The sequence below is a fragment of the Actinoplanes sp. 13 genome (assembly GCF_056134165.1).
The window spans coordinates 408,985-427,740 of sequence record NZ_JBVYOQ010000004.1; the positions used below are offsets into that span (position 1 = coordinate 408,985).

Annotated in this window: 17 protein-coding genes; 9 read left to right on the top strand and 8 right to left on the bottom strand. The window is 73.2% G+C overall.

Annotated elements, in window-relative coordinates:
* Nucleotides 1–253: 253 nt before the first annotated feature.
* Entirely contained in the window at nt 254–1,594 is a 1,341-nt protein-coding gene (locus tag AC0NH5_RS12200; protein WP_474402809.1) for an outer membrane protein assembly factor BamB family protein, read from the bottom strand.
* Between the two features lie 159 nt (nt 1,595–1,753).
* Nucleotides 1,754–2,164: an SRPBCC family protein gene (locus tag AC0NH5_RS12205; protein WP_474402811.1), complete on the bottom strand. Its 411-nt coding sequence runs from the start codon at nt 2,162–2,164 to the stop codon at nt 1,754–1,756.
* Here AC0NH5_RS12205 and AC0NH5_RS12210 point away from each other — a divergent pair.
* A complete protein-coding gene (locus AC0NH5_RS12210; protein ID WP_474402813.1) occupies nt 2,157–3,686 on the top strand; it encodes a GGDEF domain-containing protein in 1,530 nt (509 codons plus the stop codon). The genes AC0NH5_RS12205 and AC0NH5_RS12210 overlap by 8 nt on opposite strands.
* A 51-nt stretch (nt 3,687–3,737) precedes the next feature.
* On the opposite strand, the gene AC0NH5_RS12215 is transcribed toward AC0NH5_RS12210, so the two are convergent.
* Complete coding sequence (locus AC0NH5_RS12215) at nt 3,738–4,847, bottom strand: polyprenyl synthetase family protein (protein WP_474402815.1); 1,110 nt, start codon at nt 4,845–4,847, stop codon at nt 3,738–3,740.
* A 176-nt stretch (nt 4,848–5,023) separates the two neighbouring features.
* Between AC0NH5_RS12215 and AC0NH5_RS12220 the strand changes: the two genes are divergently transcribed.
* Entirely contained in the window at nt 5,024–5,539 is a 516-nt protein-coding gene (locus tag AC0NH5_RS12220; protein WP_474402957.1) for a MarR family winged helix-turn-helix transcriptional regulator, read from the top strand.
* On the opposite strand, the gene AC0NH5_RS12225 is transcribed toward AC0NH5_RS12220, so the two are convergent.
* Nucleotides 5,529–6,332 (bottom strand): anti-sigma factor, encoded by an 804-nt coding sequence (locus AC0NH5_RS12225; RefSeq protein WP_474402816.1) that lies wholly within the window; start codon nt 6,330–6,332, stop codon nt 5,529–5,531. The genes AC0NH5_RS12220 and AC0NH5_RS12225 overlap by 11 nt on opposite strands.
* Before the next feature lie 241 nt (nt 6,333–6,573).
* Here AC0NH5_RS12225 and AC0NH5_RS12230 point away from each other — a divergent pair, with 241 nt between their 5' ends.
* Nucleotides 6,574–7,398, top strand: coding sequence for a DUF4397 domain-containing protein (locus AC0NH5_RS12230; RefSeq protein ID WP_474402818.1), 825 nt, complete (start codon nt 6,574–6,576; stop codon nt 7,396–7,398).
* Nucleotides 7,395–8,075 carry a class F sortase gene (locus tag AC0NH5_RS12235; protein ID WP_474402820.1) on the top strand — a complete coding sequence of 227 codons (681 nt, stop codon included), beginning with the start codon at nt 7,395–7,397 and terminating at the stop codon, nt 8,073–8,075. The genes AC0NH5_RS12230 and AC0NH5_RS12235 overlap by 4 nt, the downstream gene beginning before the upstream one ends.
* Nucleotides 8,076–8,116: 41 nt before the next feature.
* Here the strand turns inward: AC0NH5_RS12235 and AC0NH5_RS12240 are convergent, their stop codons facing one another.
* From AC0NH5_RS12240 to AC0NH5_RS12250, 3 genes are all read right to left on the bottom strand, one after another.
* Nucleotides 8,117–9,265 (bottom strand): serine hydrolase domain-containing protein, encoded by a 1,149-nt coding sequence (locus tag AC0NH5_RS12240; protein ID WP_474402822.1) that lies wholly within the window; start codon nt 9,263–9,265, stop codon nt 8,117–8,119.
* 118 nt (nt 9,266–9,383) lie between these two features.
* Nucleotides 9,384–10,382 (bottom strand): MEDS domain-containing protein, encoded by a 999-nt coding sequence (locus AC0NH5_RS12245; protein WP_474402824.1) that lies wholly within the window; start codon nt 10,380–10,382, stop codon nt 9,384–9,386.
* Between the two features lie 36 nt (nt 10,383–10,418).
* Nucleotides 10,419–10,583, bottom strand: a complete 165-nt coding sequence (locus AC0NH5_RS12250) for a hypothetical protein (RefSeq protein WP_474402826.1) — start codon at nt 10,581–10,583, stop codon at nt 10,419–10,421.
* 157 nt (nt 10,584–10,740) lie between these two features.
* Between AC0NH5_RS12250 and AC0NH5_RS12255 the strand changes: the two genes are divergently transcribed.
* The 5 genes from AC0NH5_RS12255 (at nt 10,741) to AC0NH5_RS12275 (ending at nt 17,941) form a co-directional block, all read left to right on the top strand.
* On the top strand, nt 10,741–11,727 hold the full coding sequence (locus tag AC0NH5_RS12255; RefSeq protein WP_474402828.1) for a YihY/virulence factor BrkB family protein: 987 nt from the start codon (nt 10,741–10,743) through the stop codon (nt 11,725–11,727).
* Nucleotides 11,728–11,834: 107 nt separating this feature from the next.
* Nucleotides 11,835–13,307, top strand: a complete 1,473-nt coding sequence (locus AC0NH5_RS12260; protein WP_474402959.1) for a methyl-accepting chemotaxis protein — start codon at nt 11,835–11,837, stop codon at nt 13,305–13,307.
* A gap of 71 nt (nt 13,308–13,378) precedes the next feature.
* Nucleotides 13,379–14,014 (top strand): fasciclin domain-containing protein, encoded by a 636-nt coding sequence (locus AC0NH5_RS12265; RefSeq protein ID WP_474402830.1) that lies wholly within the window; start codon nt 13,379–13,381, stop codon nt 14,012–14,014.
* 30 nt (nt 14,015–14,044) lie between these two features.
* Entirely contained in the window at nt 14,045–15,556 is a 1,512-nt protein-coding gene (locus AC0NH5_RS12270) for a molybdopterin-dependent oxidoreductase (RefSeq protein WP_474402832.1), read from the top strand.
* Nucleotides 15,557–15,610: 54 nt separating this feature from the next.
* Nucleotides 15,611–17,941: a transketolase-like TK C-terminal-containing protein gene (locus AC0NH5_RS12275; RefSeq protein ID WP_474402833.1), complete on the top strand. Its 2,331-nt coding sequence runs from the start codon at nt 15,611–15,613 to the stop codon at nt 17,939–17,941.
* 381 nt (nt 17,942–18,322) lie between these two features.
* Here AC0NH5_RS12275 and AC0NH5_RS12280 read toward each other — a convergent pair whose 3' ends face one another.
* The gene (locus tag AC0NH5_RS12280; protein ID WP_474402835.1) at nt 18,323–18,526 is read right to left on the bottom strand and encodes a cold-shock protein; all 204 of its coding nucleotides are present in this window, start codon (nt 18,524–18,526) and stop codon (nt 18,323–18,325) included.
* Nucleotides 18,527–18,756: the final 230 nt, after the last annotated feature.

Below are 18,756 nucleotides of genomic sequence, written 5' to 3' on the forward strand. Positions count from 1 at the left end.
CGGCGACGGGCCGCGTGCGGGGCGGGGGGGTACGGCACGCGGACGGTGGGTGGCAGGCGGGGGGTGGGGCGCGGCGGTGGTGGTACGGCCTCGGCGAGGGCGTCCAGGACGCCCATGGCGACGATGTCCGCGCCGGCGAAGACGCCGGCGAAGACGGCGGTCGGGCGGCGGCTCGACCTGCGGGCATCGGATCTCCTCGCTTGAGAAACGTTGCCCCCTGTACGGATGCGCCCAGGTGTTCTGTCCGGAGAGATCAGGAACGCGGCAGGCGCCAGACCGAGAGACGGCCACCGGCCACCACACAGGCCACGACGGCGCCGTCGGCGGAGCACCGGGGGCTGCCGAACCAGTCGCCGGAGCGCCCGTGGACGGTGATCCGCCCGGTCCGCGGGTCGAGCTCGCCGAGCACGGCGGTCCGGCTGCCGGCGGGCCGCCACAGCAGCGGCCGTCCGCCGGTGCCGCGGCCCAGCAGGTGCCAGCCGGCCAGGTCGGTGACGAGGGCGCCGGTGCGGCCGTCGACGAGCGCGATGTTCTCCGGTTCGACGGCGGACTCGTCACGGAGGGCGCCGACCAGCAGACGGTCGCCGTGGAAGGCGAGGACCGTGTCCCGTCCCGCGAGGTGCCACCGGCTCTGCCCGGTGACGCTGTCGACGGCCTCCATGCCGTCGTCGCCGGGGGAGCAGAACAGGGTCTCGGTGCACTGCTGGGACAGGCCGCCGTCGCCGACGTCGAGGGGCCGGCGGAACAGCGACCGGCCGCTGCGCGTGTCGAAGACGACGGCTTCGTACGACCTGGCCGGATAGACCACGACCTGGGCGGCGGGCCGGCCGGTGTCGTCGATCGAACCGGCGTAGAGCTCGGCGACCGGGCCGGACCAGTCGAGCTGGTGGGTCTGCACGACCCGGCCGGTCGCGGTGTCGCGCCGGGTCAGCCGGCCGCTGGGGTCCAGCACGTCGAACCGGGCCGCGGCGTCGTTCCGGCGGTCGATGCTGATGGCCGAGCCCGCCGGGATCGTGACGTCCCACACCGGCGCGCCGGTCCGGTAGGAGAGGGCCTGGAACCGCGGCTCTTCCCGTTGCCACGGCGGCACTCCGTCCGGTGCCGGCTCGGCAACGATGAGGGCGCCGGCCGCGGCGCCGTAGAAGGCGACCCGCGGCCGCGACCACAGCTCCACGCCTGTCGTGGCGTCCACGCCGGTGAGGACGGGGGCGGCGCGGCCGCCCGGCCGGGGTTCGCTGACCAGGATCACCACCCCGTCGCCGGTGGTGAGCAACTGCTGATCGGCCTCGGCGGGACGCTCCCAGAGCAGCCGGCCGTCGGACAGCCGGCGGGTCTCGAACATCGAGCCGGGCGCGTTCGCCACGTACCGGGTGAGGTGCAGCCGCCCATCGGCGGCCTGGACCTGGAGCACCTGGTTGTCGACGGCATAGAGCAGTTTCGCGCCGGTGGGTGGCCCGCTCGCGGCGAGCGTCCCGAGGACCAGGGCCAGGACGGCGGGCACGGCGACGGCGGCCGGCAGGCGGACGCGGCCCGCCCGGGGCGGCGGCGGTTCCCACGGTGTGCCGGCATCGAGTTCGATCACGGTCTCCGCCACGGGGCCCAGCGTGCCATGGTGGACCGCCCCGGCCTACCCCGGCGGTGACCCGGACCCGGCCGCGGCCGGGCCTTCCGGGTGGGTGGTACGGAAGTGAGCTGCCGTCGATCCGTTGCCCGGACGTCCGCGTGGGCCGCCCGGGCACCGGCCGGTCCGGCGTCACGGGCGGACCAGCCGGTGCAGCGCCACCCGCGCGACCGGGGCGTAGAGGAGCACCACCGGCCCGAAACCGCGCATCGTCAGGACGGTCCGGGTGCCTCCGCCGGCCGCCTCCACGACATGCCGCAGACGCAGCACGACGCCGGCCGCCGAGACGCGCCAGGACCAGGCGCGGACCGGGCCGGCGGCGTCGACGTCCAGGATGCGGAAGCCGATCCGCAGGCCGGCCGGGCCGTGGACGACGCCGCCGGTGCCCGGTGTCAGCGTCTCGGCGGGATAGCTGACCGCCCGGATCTGGGGTGACCACTGCGGCCAGCGGCGCGGGCGGACGTAGCGGTCCCACACCTCGTCCGGCGGGCAGGTCCCGCACACCGTCACGCTCCGCTCCAGCACCAGCCGGTCAGTGTCCACCACGCCAGTCTCCGGCAGCCGGCCCCGGGCCGTGACCGGGCACGCGGAGCGGGACCCTGCCGTAGTCCTCACCCGGTGCCCCCGGCTGCCGATGGAGGACGTCGTGAAGGCCTGGCCGTTCCGCGTCTACCTGTCGACCTGCGTGGTCCTGGCGCTGCTCTACCCGCTGGCCGGCCCGGTGCTGCAGGCCGTGGTCTACGGGGTGATCGGCGCCAGTGTCTCGGTGGCGATGCTCCTGGGCCTGCGCCGGCACCGTCCCCGGCCGGCCGTGGCGTGGTGGCTGGTGTGGGGCGCGCTGCAGGTCAGCCTGACCGGCGATGTCGTGATGGGCCTGCGGACCTGGCTCCTCGCGGACTCGCCGGCGCTGCTCCTCGTGGAGAGCGGGATCTATCTGCTGTCCTATCCGACCCTGGCGGCCGGCCTCGCGATGATCGTCCGGAACCGCTCGGCGGGCCGGGACCGGGGCGTGGTCATCGACTCGGCGATCGTGGCCTGCGCGCTGGCACTGCCGATCTGGCTGGTGGCGGTCGCCCCGGCGCTCGCCGGGCCGGACCAGCCGGTCGCGATCCTGCTGATGCGGCTGGCGCTGCCGCTCGGTGATGTGGCGTTGCTGGTCGTGCTGGCCCGCCTGCTGGCCGGCGGCGGCACCCGCAACACCTCGCTCTACCTGCTGCTGATCGCCGTCTGCGGCTGGCTCGCCGGCGACGTGGTGAACGCGGCGCTGGCGGAGCAGGGAACGGTGGAGACCTACTGGGGCGGCGCGCTGTACTGCCTCAGTTACACCGCCTTCGGAGCGGCGGCCCTGCACCCGTCGATGCCCCGGCTCACCGCGGACGCCGGGGCGCCGGCCCCACGGCTGACCACCCGGCGGCTCGCGGTGCTCGCTGGGCTCGCGCTGTTCGGCCCGGTGCTGCTGCTCGCGCAGGCGATGTCCGGGCGGACGGTCGACGCCGTACCGATCGGGGTGGCCTGTGTCGTGGTGTTCCTGCTGGTCGTCGGCCGGATGGCAGGATTGACCAGGCAGGTGGAGCGGCAGGCGCGGGAGCTGTCGGACCTGGCGGCCCGGGACGGGCTCACCGGGGTCGGCAATCGCCGCTCGTGGGACGCGCGGCTGCATGACGCCGTCGGCGTGCGGCAGCCCCTGGCGGTCGCGTTGCTCGACCTGGATCATTTCAAGCGGTTCAACGACACGTACGGCCACCAGGCGGGTGACCAGCTGCTCCGGGACGCCGCGGCGGCGTGGCAGGCCGTGACGGGCCGCGACGACGTGCTCTACCGCTACGGCGGCGAGGAGTTCGGCGTCATCCTGCCGGGCGCCTCGGCGGACGCCGCGCTGAGCCTGATCGGCCGCCTGCGGGAGGTGGTGCCGTCCGGTCAGACGTTCTCCGCCGGCATCGCCGTGCTGGACGGCACGGAAGGTCCCGAGGAGCTGGTGGCGCGCGCCGACGCGGCGCTGTACCGGGCGAAGACCGACGGGCGGGCCCGCGCCCGGGTGGCGGAGGCGGCCCCGGTGGGCGCCTGACGATCCGCTGGACCGGGACATCGCCGTCGGCGCCTCGGGCGGACGTGGTGGTCAGGATGTGCGGTTCGTGGCGGCGCGGGCGAGGGCGAGCAGCACCGAACAGCTCAGGCTGTCGATCGGCAGGGTGTCGAGGGCGGCCATGGAGCGTTCCAGCAGGCCGGCGATCATGTCTTCGACCGCGGTCAGCGCCCCGGTGTCCACGATGATCTCGCGGAGCGTGTCGATGCCGGCGGCGTCCAGGGCGGGGTCGCCGAGCAGGGTGTCGATCGCTGTTCGCTGGGTCGCGCCGGCGTTCTGCAGCGCGAGTGCGAGCAGCACCGTGCGCTTGCCCTCGCGCAGGTCGTCGCCGGCGGGCTTGCCGGTCCGGGCGGTGTCGCCGAACACGCCCAGAACGTCGTCGCGCAGCTGGAACGCCTCACCGAGCGGCAGGCCGAAGGCGGAGAACCCGGCCAGCAGCTCCTCGCTCGCACCGGCCAGCTCCCCGCCGAGCAGCAGCGGATGCTCCACGGTGTACCGGGCGCTCTTGTACTGCACGACCCGGCGGGCCCGCTGCAGGGCGCCGTCCGCCCGGCGGCCCCCGATCGCCTGCTCCAGCAGGTCCAGGTACTGCCCGCCCATCAGCTGGGTCCGCATGCTGTTGAAGACGGCGCGCCCACGGGTGAGGGCGGCCATCGGCAGGCCGCTGCCGGTGTAGAGCTCGTCGCTCCAGGTCAGGCACAGGTCACCGGCCAGCACGGCGGCGGAGACCCCGAAGTGCTCGGCGTCGCCGGTCCAGTCGTTGCCGCGATGCAGGGCCGCGAACCGGCGGTGCATCGCCGGTGCGCCGCGACGGGTGTCGGAGGCGTCCATGATGTCGTCGTGGATGAGCGCGGCGGCCTGGAAGAACTCCAGGGCCGCGGCCGCCGCCACGACGGTCGGCTCGTCGGGGGCGCCGGCCGCCCGCCACGCCCAGTAACAGAACGCGGCCCGCAGCCGCTTGCCGCCCGTCATCAGGTCGCCGACATAGCCCACCAGCGGGGCACAGTCGGGGTCGACGGCGGCCAGCGCCCGGGCCTGCGTGGAGAGGAACCTCTCGATCTCCTTGTGGACCCGGTTGCGGAGGTCCTCCACCTCCAGCGGTGAGCTCGGGCCGGGTGCGGCTGCACGGGGTTGTGAGGGCATGAGGACAGGTGCCTTCCGGTGTCGACGTCAGCTCCGGTACGCCGGTAGGGCGCCATGACGCCGGAGAGGTGTCTCTGCCGTCATGATTCTCGTTATACAAGTAATAAGGTAATCTTGCTACCTGGCGGGCTTATGATTTCGTGGTGACCAGGCGGCAGGCACGGCAGCACAGTGAGATGGCTCTCGCGATCAGGGAGCTCCTCCTGGCCAACGGCGAGGCGACTCAGGGACTGGCCCGCCGCCTCGGCGTGGGGGTCACCGACGCGCTGGCCCTCGACCACCTGCTGAGCAGCGCGGACGGCCTCGGGCCGACCGAGCTGGCGCAGCGGCTCAGCATCCGGTCGGCCTCCGCCACCACCCTCGTCGACCGCCTGGGCGCCACCGGGCACGCGCGCCGGGTGCCGCACCCCTCCGACCGGCGCAGGCAGACCATCGTCGCCACCGACAAGGCGTACCAGGAGGTGATCGACGCCCTGTCGCCGCTGTTCCACGGCGTCGAGCAGGCGGCGGCCCGGCTGGCACCCGAGCACGCCGCCGCCACCGTCGACTTCCTGCGTGAGGTCGCCGCCGTGCTCCGGGCGTACGCCGGGGACCAGGCGGTGAAGGGCCACGGCGCCGCTCATCCGGGGTCACCACCGCGGCCGGGCCCGATCGAGCCCGACCCGATCGAGTCGGGTCCGCTCAAGAGGTGAGCGTTCCGCGCAGCAGGCTGCGGCCGGAGTGCGCGGAGTTCCCGTCGTTCGGCTCGTCGCTCACGTCGACCAGGCGGTACCGGTTGAGGTCGGTGCCGGGGGGCACCGGCAGCAAGACGTCCGGCTCGCCGGACAGGCTGCCGACCGCCACCATCTTCGTCAGATCGTCCGGGTCGATCAGCCACACCTGATGGAAGCCGGTGGTCAGCGGCAGGTTGCGCACGTCGACGCGGAGCCGGCTGCCGGCCAGCACCCGCACGTCGCCGCCCGCGGCCGGCGGGACCGTCGCCAGCGGCGCGAGGGTCGCCCGGGCGGTGACCTGTTCGGCCGCGGGCCGCTCGGTCAGCCGCTCGACGGCCATCGTGCCGGCCACCGCGATCCCCGCCGCCACGGCCGCGGCGATCACCGTCGCCGGCCACCGGGACCGGCGAGGGCGGGGTCGTTCGCGCCGGTGCGCCAGCACGGTAACCGGCTCCCTCGGCGTCTCCGGTGCATGCGGTGCTCGCGGGGTATGCAGCGCTTGCGGTGCCGCAGATGTCTGCGAGCGGGCGATGGCGGCTTCGACGCCCCGCCACACGTGATCCGGTGGCGGAGGCAGATCCCGCATGTCGTGCGCCTGCGAACCGATGTCGGCGACGTCGCGCAGGACGGCCATCTCGTGCCGGCAGGCGCCGCAGTGCGCCAGATGATCCGCCTCGCTGCACTCCTCAGGATCCGCAGAGAGCGCGAGAAGGACCAGCCGATCGGGATCCAGGTGCTGCACCGTCCACCTCCCATCGACGTCGCGGGTCATCCGGTTCCAGTGTGCGTCGCTGCCCGCCGGGCAGCCGGCCCGGCTCGTCGTCCGCGCCCATCGCCCTGCCTCCCGCTCATCGTCTCTACTGACGATTCGTTCCGCGGGCCCTTGGCGGTTGCACCGATCGTCGCCTGATCCGGGTGCCAGGTCTTTTTCTTCGTCCGGTGCATCCAGCCGCGGTCGCGGGGGCGAAGGACCGGGTGTACCGAATCCACGGACGATCTACTCAGGAGATCCGATGCGCATTGTGCCCCTCCACCGCGTGGCTGCCGTCAGCGCGGTGACCCTGCTCACCCTCGGCACCGCCGGCGCGCTCACCACCTCGCCGGCTTACGCCCGGGCCAACTCACAGGTGACCGTCGTGCACGGCATTCCCGGACAGGCGGTGGACGTCTACGTCAACGGCGAGAAGACCGTGCCGGACTTCCAGCCCGGCAAGATCGCCGGCCCGCTGAGCCTGCCCGCCGGCCAGTACGACATCGCGCTGACCAAGCCGGGCGACGCCATCGGCGAGGCCCTGCTGACCGTCAACGACGCCGAGGTCCCCGGCGACGCGAACATCAGCCTGGTCGCCCACCTCAACGAGGCCGGCGAGCCGACCCTGACGCCGTTCGCCAACGACACCGCCAAGCTCGCGGCCGGCAAGACCCGGCTGATCGTGCGGCACACCGCCGCCGCCCCCGCCGTCGACGTCCGGGCCGGTGGCGAACCGGTCTTCGAAGGTCTGACCAACCCGAACGAGGAGAAGGCCGACCTCGACGCCGGCACCGTCTCCGCCGACGTGGTGCTGGCCGGCACCGACGACCGGGTGCTCGGCCCGGCGGACCTCGACCTGAAGGAGGGCACGGCCACCATCGTGTACGCCGTGGGCTCCGCCGAGAACGACACCCTCGACATCGTGTCGCAGACCATCGAGGGCCTGCACTCCGCGCCCGGCGGCGTCCCCAGCGGCGACGGCGGCCGCGCCGACGGCAACACCTCGCTGCCCTGGTACGGCCTCGGCGCCATCGGCATCCTGCTGGCCGTCTTCGGCCTCTCCCGGCTGGCTCTCGCCCGTCGATGAGCACCTCCCGGCACCACAGCACGCCCCGGCACTCGCCGGGGCGTGCCCTGCTGATCGTGGCGCTCGGCGTGTCCCTGGCCACCGTGGCCGGCGTCGCCGCGTGCCAGTCGCAGCCGGCCGACGACTTCGGAACGCCCGTGGTCACTGTGTCGGCCACCTCCGCGCCGGCCTCCGCCCCGGCCCGGGTGCCGGTCCAGGACGGTGTGCTGCCGACCGGCGCCGCCGAGGTCGCACCCGCCCGGCTGCGGATTCCCGCCCTGGACCTGGACGCGACCGTCGACGCCGTCGGCATCGAAGCCTCCACCGGTGACTTCGCCGTCCCGCCGAGCGTCGACCGGGTCGGCTGGTACCGGTACGGGCCCGGCTTCGGCGCGGACGCCGGCTCGATCGTCGTGGCCGGGCACGTGGACAGCGCCGCGGAGGGCGAGGGCGCGTTCTTCCGGCTCGGCGACCTGCGGTCCGGGGACACGGTGACGCTGACCGGGCCGGGGGAGCGGGCGCGGATGTTCGAGGTGATCGCCCGGGAGCGGTACCGCAAGACGGCCATCCCGCTGCAGGAGTACTTCGCCCGGGACGGTGAGGTGCGGCTGACTCTGATCACGTGCGGTGGACCGTTCGACCCGAAGACGCGGCACTACCGCGACAACGTGGTGATCACCGCGGCGCCTCGCCCGTGATCCGGGCCGGGCGCCGGCTCCGGGTGGGCCCGGCCGGGCGGTCAGCGGCAGAGAGCCGTGTCCAGCGCCTGGTCCAGGTGCTCGGCGGCGGATTCCTCGGCCACCATCGAGTTGACCGCGATCGACGCCGCCTTCCCGGACGCCGCCACCCCGACATAGGTCACATAACCGGGAGCGATCCCGCCGTGCGTCCACGCGAAGCCGCCGCAGCTGAGCGCGAACGTGGCGATCCCGAGGCCGTATCGCGACCCGCCGACCGTGTCGAAACCGGGCGCGTCGACGGTCTTCTTCATCTCGGCGAGCTGGGCCGGCTTCAGCAGCTCACCGCCGAGCAGGCCGGTCAGGAAGCGGTTGATGTCGCCGGGCGTGCCGACGAGCGCGCCCGCGGCCCAGCCGCCCGACGGGTCCGACTCGGTGATGTCGGCCGGGGTGTCACCGTCGGCGGCGGGCAGGTAGCCGCGCGGGTGCGGGCCGCGGATCGTCATCTCGCCCTCGGCCGGCCAGTACGTGTGCCGGAGCCGGAGCGGTCCGATGACGCGTTCGGTGATCTGCTCGCCGACAGGACGGCCGGTGACCTTCTGGATGATCAGGCCGGCCAGGATGTAGTTGGTGTTGGAGTACCCGAACTTCTCGCCGGGCCGCGACTCCGGCGCCTTCGCGAAGGCGATCCGCAGCAGGTCGTGCGGCTCGTGGTGGGTGCGCACCGCGGTGGCGAGGTCGGCGAACACCTCGTCGTCGTAGTCGGGCAGCCCGCTGGTGTGCTGGAGCAGCTGCCGCACGGTGATCTGCCGCCCGTCGATGCCGCCGGCGCCGCGGACCAGGCCCGGCAGGTACGTCTCGACCGGCTCGTCCAGGTCGATCCGGCCCTCGCCGACGAGCTGCAGGACCACCGTGGCGGTGAACATCTTGGTGTTGCTGGCGATCCGGACCCGGCCGTCGGCCGGCATCCGCTCCCTGGTCCGCACGTTCGCCACCCCGGCGGCGTACTTCCGCACGCGGCCGTCCGCCTGCCGGACCGAGGCCGTCGCACCGGGGAACCCGTCGTCGCGGACCAGGCTGTCGAGGCTTTTCCGCACGGCGTCGCCGGAGCCGCGGGAGGCCTGTGAGGCAGGCGGGGCGACCACCCCGCCGACGGCCAGGCCGGCGAGGGCCAGCAAGGAGGTGAGGGCGGTCGTACGAGTCTTCGGCATCGGTTTTTCTCCCTGCGCTGCGGTCTCGGTCTGACTCCTCGAAGCCTTCCGTCCCGGCGCGCGTTGATCGATACCGCTGCTGGTAGACCTGGCGTACAGCCTGCTGTACCCGTGGGTGTCAGGGGTGGTGGGTCACGGCGTACGGGAAGTACAACCGCACCCGGGTGCGGCCCGGCACCGACTCGACCTGGACCACGTCGGCGAGCTGGCGTGCCAGCCACAACCCGCGGCCCCCCGGGACCGCGGCGGCCGGGCTGGGCCGGTGGTAACCCGCCGCCACCGGCACGGGCATCCCGCCGGAGTCGTCACACTGCACGATCAGCACGTCGCCGTGGCGCCACGCGCGCACCCGCACCGGGCTCGTCGCGTGGTGCAGGCCGTTGGTGGCCACCTCCACGGCCGAGACGACCAGGTCGTCCGCGGCCTCCCGGGCGAAACCGTGCCGGGTGCTCCAGGTGGTGAGCGTGGCCCGCAGGCCGCCCAGCTCGCGGGCGCCGGTCAGGAACAGGTCGTGGTCGACGTGCGGGGGAGGGGCGGGCATCGGGTCGCGGTGCCGGGCGAGGAACTGCTCCGGCGGCAGGTAGTCACGGCTGGGAGCCAGGCCGTCGGGCGTCAGCTGGTAGGCGTGCGTGGCCCGTACCCCGTCGATGATCGAAGGCGCGTGGCGGCGGCTGTCCCAGACGCACGTGACCGCGAGCCCGTACGGTGCGAAGGTGTCATTGCAGACCGCTTCGTAGGCGAGGTACGCGGCGGCGCGGTCGGTCGGCAGATCGCTGCCCACCGCGCTGGTCAGGTCCGGCTCCGCGACGACGTGCAGGCGGCGGTCGCCGGGGCGCCGGTCCGCGAGGATCCGCCGGAACCCCTCGTAGGCGAAACCCAGACGCTGGTAGAACGCCCCCGGCGGGGCCCATCGCACACCGTCCGCCAGGTCGGTGAGTTCGCCGCTCATCTCGGCGCGGGTCTGGTCGCCGACGACCAGCAGCACGTCCTCGCCGCGGGCGAGGCAGCGCCGGACCTGGGGGATCAGGACCCGGTGCAGGTCGTGGCCGCCGCCGATGATCGCCGCGGTGTGCGCGAACCCGGCGGGGCAGTCGGTGACGGCAGCTTTGACCGTCATGGCCGGGCGGCGACGCGTGAGGTATGCATCCGGGCCTCAGACAGCGGCCTTGCCCGCGTCCGCGGTCTCGGCCGAGGCGTCGGGCTGGAACGGGAACCGCAGCCGATGCATCACGTCGGGACTGCGGTCCGGCGGGGTCGCGGCGGAGGCGGCCTCCTCGTCGGTGCGGGAGACGAAGACGGGAACGGCTACTGCGGTCATCTCTGGGTCCTTCATGCAGAACGACACTTCGGTTACTGCCGTACCCCCGGGCCGCGGGGCTAATCCGTTAGAGGTGATGTTGGCCCGGAATCGGTGATTCGTCCACCTCGGGACGACAGTGAGGAATAGGTGCCGGCCGGCTGGGCATGAACGAGCCATGAGCGGCGTCGACGACCTGCCCGGGCAACCGCCGCGCGGCCCGTCCGGACTGTCCGGTGCGGCGTGGTGGGCCACCACGAAACGCACCGTCAAGGAGTTCGACGACGACGGGCTGATGGACTGGGCCGCGGCGCTGACGTACTACGGCGTCCTCTCGCTGTTCCCCGGCATGATCCTGCTCGCCTCCGTGCTGGGCCTGATCGGTCCCACCGTGATCAACCCGATGCTCGACAGTCTCGGTCAGGTGGCGCCGGGCCCGGTCCGCGACATCCTCACCGGCAGCCTGCAGAACCTGGGACAGAACCAGCAGAAGGCCGGCTGGCTGGCCCTGGCCGGCCTGGCCGGGTCGCTGTGGACCGCCTCCGGTTACGTGGGCGCCTTCATGCGCGCCTCGAACGCCATCTATGACGTTCCCGAGGGCCGGCCGGTCTGGAAGACGCTGCCGATCCGGGTGGCGGTCACCGTGGTGGTCGGCGCCATGCTGGCGGTCAGCGCCGTGATCGTGGTGTTCACCGGCGAGCTGGCCGAGTGGTTGGGCCGGCTGATCGGCGCCGGGCCGACCGCGGTCACGGTGTGGTCGATCGCGAAGTGGCCGGTGCTGCTGATGCTGATCGGCATCGTGCTCGGCCTGCTCTACTGGGCCGCGCCCAACGCCCGGCAGGCCGGGCTGCGCTGGATCAGCCCCGGCGGTGTGCTCGCCGTCCTGTTGTGGGTCGGTGCCTCGGTAGGTTTCGGCATCTACACCGCCCACTTCGGGTCTTACGACAAGACGTACGGCACGCTCGGCGCGGTCGCTGTCTTCCTGGTCTGGATGTGGATCTCCAACATCGCCATCCTGCTCGGCGCCGAGCTGGACGCCGAACTGCACCGCAGCCGGGCCATCGCCGCCGGGATGCCGCCCGCCGAGGAGCCGTACCTGCCGTTGCGCGACACCGCCGCCCTGCCCGACGGGGCGCGCGAAGCCGGGCGCAGCAAAGCGGTCTGACCGTTCCGGGGCCGGGCAGCCGCGGATCCGGCTAGGGTCTTTTTCGACAAGACGCACCATCGCGACCTCGGCCCGCACGGCATCTCCCTGTGGGAGCGACAGTGAAAATGGTCAGGAACAGCACGTTCAGCACCAGACTGATCGGCGGCTTCGCGCTCACCGTCGGCCTGACCGTGCTGATGGGCTTGGCCTGCGTCGGCGCGCTGGCCACGGTGACCACGAACAAGGACGCGGTGATCGCTTCGGCCGACCGCCTGCTGTCCCACAGCCAGCAGCTGAGCACGCACGCCGAGCAGCGGATCGGCACGTACCGGGCCTATCTGCTGACCGGCTCGGCGGACAATCTCAGCGCCCTCGCCCGGGACCGCGAGCAGTTCCTGGCCGAGGCCGCCGACCTGCGCACCTTGATCCGCGAGCCGGTGACCCAGGAACGGCTGAACCGGGTGCTCGAGGCCGAGAACGCGTACACAGCGGTGCTGGACCCGACCGTGCAGCGGCGCCGGACGATCACCGACCTGCGCGACATCTCCCAGCTCAACGCATCCCGGGTCGCGCCGGCCCGACGGGCGCTGCAGGACGCCATCGCCGCCCTCGTCGTCCAGGTGCGCGCCGACCTGGACGACGCCCGGAAGGCGTCCTCGCGGACTGCGTCCCGGGCCATCATCGTGGTGTGCGTGCTGTGCGGCCTGGTCGTCGTCTCAGCGGCGGTGATCGCGGTGCGGCTGAACCGGGGACTGCGCCGGGAGGTGGGCACCGCGATCGGGCAGATCCGGAGCGCGTCGGCGCAGCTGGAGGCGACCGCTGAGCAGCAGGCCAACGGCGGCCGAGACCAGGCCGGCGCGATGAGCGAGATCACCACGACGATCAGCGAACTGCTCATCACGTCCCGGCAGATCGCCGAGAACGCCCACCGGGTGTCGAAGATCGCCGAGGACACCGCCACGGCGGCGCGCACCGGCGACGCCACGATCGACGAGAGCCGGCAGTCGATCGCCGCGATCCGCGCCCAGGTCGACCAGATCGTCCGGCACATGATGGCCCTGGACGATCGGTCGCAGCAGATCGGCGGCGTGGCCGGCCTGGTGTCCGAGCTTGCCGAGCAGACGAACATCCTGGCCATCAACGCGACGATCGAGGCCTCCGGCGCCGGCGAGTGGGGCCGGCGGTTCGCGGTGGTGGCCGACGAGATCCGCAAGCTGGCCGATCGGACCGCAGACTCGGCCAAGGAGATCCGGGCGTTGATCGAGGACGTGCGCGGCGCGGTCAGCACCACGGTGCGGGCCACCGAGGCAGGGGCCGACGCGGTCGACACCGGTGTCCGGCGCTTCGACGACGCGACCACCTCGTTCCAGCGGATCGCCCAGCTGGTGCTCACCGCGACCGACGCCACCCGGGAGATCGAGCTCTCCACCAAGCAGCAGACCAGCGCGGTCGAGCAGGTGTCGGTGGCCGCCTCGGACACCAGCCGGGTGACCCGGGAGAGCGAGGTCAGCGCGGTGCAGACCAGGCAGACCGCGGCCCACCTGACCTCGCTCTCCGGCGACCTGCAGCGACTGGTCGGCGTCGGCGAGAAAGTTTGACACGGCACCCATCCGGCCCCGGGTTCGTTCCGAATCGACGGTGAAAACCCGATAACGGAGGAACGAACCAAATGCGTGCTATCAAGCTTTCCGCCCTGACCGCCGCGACCCTGTTGACCGCCTCGCTGGCCGCCTGCGGTGACAACGCCGAGGACAGCGCCGCGGGTTCCGCCGCGCCGGCCATGACCACCGCGGCGCCGAGCGCCGGCCCGTCGATGGCCATGGACATGACCAACTTCGGGCCGGGCTGCGCCGCCGTGCCGGCCGACCCGGCCGACAAGGGCAGCTTCCAGGCCATGGCGCAGGTCCCGGTCGCCACCGCCGCCTCCGGCAACCCGCTGTTGTCCACCCTTGTCACCGCGGTCAAGAAGGCCGGCCTCGTCGACTCGCTGAACACCGCCGAGGCGGTCACCGTCTTCGCGCCCACCAACGACGCCTTCGGCAAGATTCCGGAGGCCGACCTGAACAAGGTCCTCGCCGACAAGAAGACGCTGACCGACGTCCTGACCTACCACGTCGTGCCCGGCAAGCTCACCCCCGCCGACCTCGCAGGGATGCACAAGACCCTGCAGGGCGCCGACGTCACCGTCAGCGGCGGCGGCACGGACTTCACGGTCGACGGCGGGTCCGCGGTGATCTGCGGCAATGTGCAGACCGCCAACGCCGTCGTCTACATCGTCGACACCGTCCTGATGCCGCAGAGCTGACCCGGCGCCGATCGCTCGGAGGTCGTTTCGATGCGACACACCATGGTGGGCGCGGCCGCCGGGATCCTCGCCGCCGGCTTCGGCGTCGCAGCCGCGGAACTGCTCGCGGCCGCGACCCGGCCCGGCGCGGGACCGCTGGCCGCCGTCGGGGGCGCGGTGATCGACGGGACCCCGGCTGCGATCAAGACCTGGGCGGTACGCGAGCTCGGCACCGCCGACAAGCCGGTGCTGCTGGCCACCATCGTGCTGGTGGTGCTCGTGACGACAGCTGTCACCGGTGTGCTGGGCCGGCGGCGCCCGCTCCTCGTCGCGGCCGGTGCCGGCCTGTTCGGCGCCGCCGGTGCCGTCGCCGCTCTCTCCCGTCCCGCCGCGACACCCTTCGACGCCGTCCCGTCGCTGGCCGGCGCTGCTACCGCCGGGCTCGCCCTGTGGTGGCTGCTGCGCCGCGCCACCGCGGCACCGGACGGCGGCGCCGGCCCGGTGCGCGATTTCGACCGGCGCGCGTTCCTGCGCTCGGCCGCGCTGGTCGCCGGCGGCGCGGTCGTCGCCGGTGCCGGCGCGCAGGGGGTGCGCCGCAACCGGGCCGGCACGGCGGCGCGGGACCGGGCGGCACTGCGCCTCCCGGCCGCCGCCGACCCCGGCCCGCCGCTGCCCGCCGGCGCCGGGCCCGGCTTCCTCACCGGAGCCGGGAACTTCTACCGGGTCGACACCGCCCTCACCGTCCCCCGCCTGGACATCGGCACGTGGCGGCTGCGGGTGCACGGCATGGTCGACCGGGAGCTGCGGCTGAGCTTCGCCGACCTGCTCGACCGGCCGCTGATGGAACGCGTCATCACCCTCAACTGCGTCTCCAACGAGGTCGGCGGACCCTACGCCGGAACCGGGCGCTGGCTCGGCGTACCCCTGGCGCCTCTGCTGCGCGAGGCCGGCCTGCGAGCCGGCGCCGACCAGTTGCTCGCCCGCTCCGCCGACGGCATGACCATCGGAACCCCGCTCGACCTGCTGCTCGACGGCCGGGACGCGATGCTGGCCGTGGGTCTCGACGGCGAACCGCTGCCGCCTGCCAACGGCTTCCCGGTCCGGATGCTCACCCCCGGCCTCTACGGCTACGCCGGCGCCTGCAAGTGGCTCACCGAGCTGCGGGTCACCACCTTCGCCGACGTCGACGCCTACTGGGTGGAACGCGGCTGGGCCGCCCGCGGCGTCATCAAGACGGCTTCCCGCATCGACCGGCCGAAACCGTTCGCCCGGATCGGTGCCGGTCCGGTCACCGTCGCCGGGGTGGCCTGGGCGCAGGGCCGGGGCATCGGTGCGGTCGAGGTCAGCGTCGACGGCGGCGCGTGGACCGAGGCCGAGCTGTTGCCGGTGCCCTCCGTGGACACGTGGGTGCAGTGGCGGCACACCTGGACGGCGGCGCCGGGGCCACACTCCCTCGCCGTCCGCGCCACCGACCGCACCGGCGCCGTGCAGACCGAGCGGCGCGCCACCCCCTACCCGGACGGCGCCAGCGGCCTGCACACCATCACTGTCACGGTCTCCTGAGCACCCGTTAAGCTCGGGCGGCCACCACCGCACCGCCGCGACCGGGAGACCTTCATGACCACACCGTCCCCTGACGTCGAGGTGCTCCGCGAGATCGCCCGCCGGGTGCTGTGGCTGTCGGCGTCGATCGTCGACGCCGCCAACGCCGGCCGGCCCAACGACTCCGGGGTGAAGGTCGGCGGTCACCAGGCCTCCAGCGCGTCGATGGTCGACATCATGGTCGCCCTCTGGTTCGCCGAGCTGACCGCCCGGGACCGGGTGTCGGTGAAGCCGCACGCCTCACCGGTGCTGCACGCCGTCAACTACCTGCTCGGCGACCTCGACGAGGCGTACCTGCCGATGCTGCGCGCCAAGGGTGGCCTGCAGTCCTACCCGTCGCGCCTGAAGGACCCCGGCACCGTCGACTTCTCCACCGGGTCGGTCGGCATCGGCGCGACGGCCGCGCTGTGGGCGGCGATGGCGCACCGCTATCTGGTCTCGCAGTTTCCCGGCACACCCGCCGGTGGCCGTTTCGTCAGCCTGCTCGGCGACGCCGAACTCGACGAGGGCGCCATCTGGGAGGCGGTGATGGACCCGGCCGTCGCCGGGATGGGCGAGCTGCTCTGGGTCGTCGACCTGAACCGGCAGTCCCTGGACCGGGTCGTTCCGGACATCCAGATCGCCAAGCTGCAGGGCATGTTCGCCGCCGCCGGCTGGCAGGTCGTCGTCCTCAAATGGGGGCGGATCATCTCGCGGCTGTTCGACCGGCCCGGCGGGCAGACGCTGCGGGCCCGGCTCGAGGCGATGCCGAACGAGGAGTACCAGCGGATGCTCCGGGCCGGCCCGGCACAGACCGCCGAGCGCATCCTGGCCGGCAGCGAGACCCTGCCGGGCGCCGCCGACCTCAAGGCGCTGCTCGACGAGATCGACCCCGCCGAGCTGGCCGCCGCCGTGCGCGACCTGGGCGGCCACGACCTCGGCCTTCTCGTCGACACGTTCCGCACCGTCGACCCGCACCGCCCGACCGTGGTGTTCGCCTACACCGTCAAGGGCCGCGGCCTGCCGACCGAGGGACACCCCAACAACCACTCCGCCCTGCTGTCCGCGGCGCAGATGGACGCCCTGGCGGAGTCCTCCGGAACGGACCGCGGCGCGCCGTGGCAACGGTTCGCCGCCGACAGCGCGGCCGGGCGGCTGTGCGCCGACCGCGGGCGCGCGCTGCGCCGTGCCCCGGTCGCGCCGACGTCAGCGGTCCCGGTGCCGGCCCAGCTCGGCCACGCCTACCGCAAGCCGATCAGCACCCAGGCCGCCCTCGGCCGGCTGCTGGCCGACCTGCCCCGGGACGCCCCGGCCGCGGCCGCGCGGGTGGTCACCTGCTCGCCGGACGTCGCGTCCTCCACCAACCTGGGCGGCTGGATCAACAAGACCGGCGTCTGGTCGGCGCGGGACCGGCGCGACTGGTTCGCCGACGACACCGAACGGGTGCTGCGCTGGCAGGAGAACAGCAGCGGCCAGCACATCGAGCTGGGCATCGCCGAGGTCAACCTGGTGTCGCTGCTCGGTGAGCTGGGCGCGACCTGGTCGCGGTGGGGCGAGCGGCTGATCCCCATCGCGACGCTGTACGACCCGTTCGTCTCCCGCGCCCTGGAGCCCTGGTCGTACGGCATCTACGCGGGCGGCCAGTCGATCCTGGTCGGCACCCCGTCCGGCGTGACCCTGGCGCCCGAGGGCGGCGCCCACCAGTCGATCACGACGCCGTCGATCGGGCTGGAACAACCGGGATGTGTCGCCTGGGAGCCGGCGTTCCCGCAGGATCTGGAGTGGTGTTTCCTGCACGCGATGAGCCGGGTCGGGGTCGAGGGCGGCACGTCGGCGTACTTCCGGCTCTCCACCCGGCCGATCGACCCGCAACTCGCGGGGGTGCCCGACGACCCGGCACTGCGGGAGCGCCGGCGCCGGCAGGCGGTGGCCGGCGGGTACCGGCTGCCCGCCGCCCACGCGCCGGGGGAGGAGGACGTCACGCTGGTCGGGGCCGGCGCGATCATGCCGGAGGTGATCGCCGCCGCCCGGTCTCTGGCCGCGCACGGCGTCAACGCCGGTGTCGTTTGCCTGACCAGCCCCGACCTGGTGTTCCGGTCGTTCCAGCAACGCGGCAGCCGGGACGCCGGTGCGGGCGGCGACATCCTCGCCGAGCTGTTCCCCGCCGGGCACGCCGCGCCGCTGGTCACCGTCCACGACGGTCATCCGCACACTCTGGCGTTCCTGGCCGCGGCCCGCGGCGACCGGATCCGCTGCCTCGGGGTGACCGCGTTCGGCCAGTCGTCGAGCCTGGCCGACGCCTACCGGCTGCACGGCATCGACACGGCGTCGATCGTGGACGCGGCGCTGACCATGACAGGCCGCTGACGCCGCACCGGGCGCGTCGCATCGGTCGTGTGTGAAGTTTGGGCGCGGTACGCGCCCGAACTTCACACACACGCCCGCGGGCGGGAGAGGCGGATGATGCCGGACGACCTCGAGGCCGCCCAGCCGGCGGTGACGGGGCCGGCCGCCGGACCGCGGCGCCGGCCGGTCCGGCGGACCACCCGGACGGCGTACCGTCCGGGGCCGGCGCGGGGCTGACCCGCGGTTCAGACAGTGAACGACGGCCCGCCAGGCGGAAAGCCGGACGGGCCGTCGAGGCCGGGCAGTGCCCGGAAACGCCGAACGGCGGCCCGCTGAATCAGTCGGACCGCCGTCTTGCGAAGCTGCTCATCGAGCTAAAAGCCGCTCACCGAGCTGAGAAGATCAGAGCGGGCGGATGTTCTCCGCCTGCAGGCCCTTCTGGCCCTGGGTGATGTCGAACTCCACCCGCTGGTTCTCCTCGAGGCTGCGGAAGCCGCTCGACGCGATGGCCGAGAAGTGGGCGAAGACGTCGGCGCCGCCGTCGTCCTGGCTGATGAAGCCGAAGCCCTTGTCCGCGTTGAACCACTTCACGGTGCCTGTAACCATGTGTCTGCTCCTTGCGAGCTGTTTCGAGACCGCACTGTGCGGACTCTGACGCCGCCGCGTTGATGACCCGCGCCGGAACCGACACGACAAACGAAAAGCGCCTGAATGGTTGTGATGACCCATCAGGCGCCAAAAACGTCTACGGAAATCAAAACTGCAACGAGGGCAACACTACCACGACTGCGGCGGCGCGCCACCCCACGACCGGCCGGGCGAAAGGTGATCAACGC